Genomic DNA, 1482 nt, shown 5'->3' with positions numbered 1-1482 from the left:
CACGCTCTTCCACGAGGTGCTGCTGTCTCACCCCGGGGTTTATCTCGGCATCTTTGACGAGAAGAACACGCCGCTGGTGGAACACTCAGACGCGGACGCGGTGGACCTGTTGCCGGTTGCGACGTCGCACCGCGCGTTTGGCGTGGCCTATACGTGCGAGCCCGCGGGGATCGGCCTGTCGCGATGTATCTCCGGGCAGGAGGTGTTGCCGGGGGGCGACACGGTTCGTGTCTCGCTCGTGCGCACTGCATCTGATCGCCGATCGCTCCTCGACAGATACCGCATCGACGTACTTCTCGCGATGGCCGCCGGGGCGGTGCTGGTCGGCATACTGGGGTATGCCGTGACCAGACGCGGGTTCCGGCCGATCAGGAGCATCGGTCGCCAGACCTCTCGCATCGAAGCGCATAACCTCGGCGAGCGACTCGACATTCGGGGCGCACCGCTGGAACTTCAGGACATCGCACTTTCTGTCAATCGGATGCTGGACCGGCTGGAGCGCGCGTTTGTGAGACTTTCGCAATTCTCGTCCGATCTCGCGCACGACATGCGCACGCCACTTGCCAACGTCATCAGCTCGTCGCAAATCACGTTATCGCGCACGCGCACGATCGAAGAATACGAGGCGCTGATCGACTCCAACATCGAAGAATGCGAGCGGCTCCAACGCATGACCGAGAATATGCTGTTCCTCGCTCGCACCGACAATGCCACACAGCACTTGGCGCTCGGTATGCTCGATGCGCAAAGCGAACTGCGCAGGCTCGCGTCTTACTTTCAGGGGTTGGCGGAGGAGGCTGGCGTGGACATCGCAGTCGAGGCAGACGCCCGCATCTGGGCGGACGCGGGCATGTTTCGCCGTGCCGTGAGCAACCTTGTGTCAAACGCACTGACGCATGCCGCTGCCGGCACTGCGATTACGCTTTGTGCACGTGAATCCACGCGCCAGACCGTCGTCAGCGTGACGAACCACGGGGAGTGTATTGCCCCCGAGCATATCGAGAAAATCTTCGAGCGCTTCTATCGCGTCGATCCGTCTCGCCACGGATCCGCGAAAAACACGGGGCTCGGCCTGGCGATCGTCAAATCCATCGTGGCACTTCCCCGCGGCAAGGTCGAGGTCGTGAGCGCGGAGGGCAAAACCACCTTCAGCTTGCTATTTCCGCGTCAACCGAGCGCATAACGCCGCTCCCTCGCCCCCGTTACAACACCACCGGCTTGTCGCTCAGCTCGTTCGTGCCGACGTCCCGTGCCGGGAAGTACTGCCGCAGATGCTGACCAATGGACTCGACGCCGGCGATGACCCCGGCTTCGTATTCGCCTTTCCGAAAAGCGGCTTCCATCTGCCGGCACACGGCGTTCCACTCTCTCGCCCCGACTTTTTGATGGATGCCGCGATCTGCCACGATCTCGACGCTGCGGTCTGCCAGTAGCAGGTAAATCAGAACGCCATTGTTGTGTTCGGTATCCCATAGGCGTTGC

The 1482-nt window shown here is 61.9% G+C and carries 2 protein-coding genes; one reads left to right on the top strand and one right to left on the bottom strand.

The genetic code is table 11. The features are described from left to right. A partial coding sequence (locus tag A985_RS25855) for a heavy metal sensor histidine kinase (protein ID WP_017234473.1) occupies nucleotides 1-1183 on the top strand: 1183 nt, incomplete at its 5' end. Between the two features lie 19 nt (nucleotides 1184-1202). On the opposite strand, the gene A985_RS27640 is transcribed toward A985_RS25855, so the two are convergent. Then, a partial coding sequence (locus tag A985_RS27640) for a TPM domain-containing protein (protein ID WP_017234472.1) occupies nucleotides 1203-1482 on the bottom strand: 280 nt, incomplete at its 5' end.

The sequence above is a fragment of the Pandoraea sp. B-6 genome, assembly GCF_000282835.1.
GTDB classification, from domain to species: Bacteria; Pseudomonadota; Gammaproteobacteria; order Burkholderiales; family Burkholderiaceae; genus Pandoraea; species Pandoraea cepalis.
Note: the sequence above shows the minus strand (reverse complement) of the source record. Positions and strands in the feature narration are given on the sequence as shown.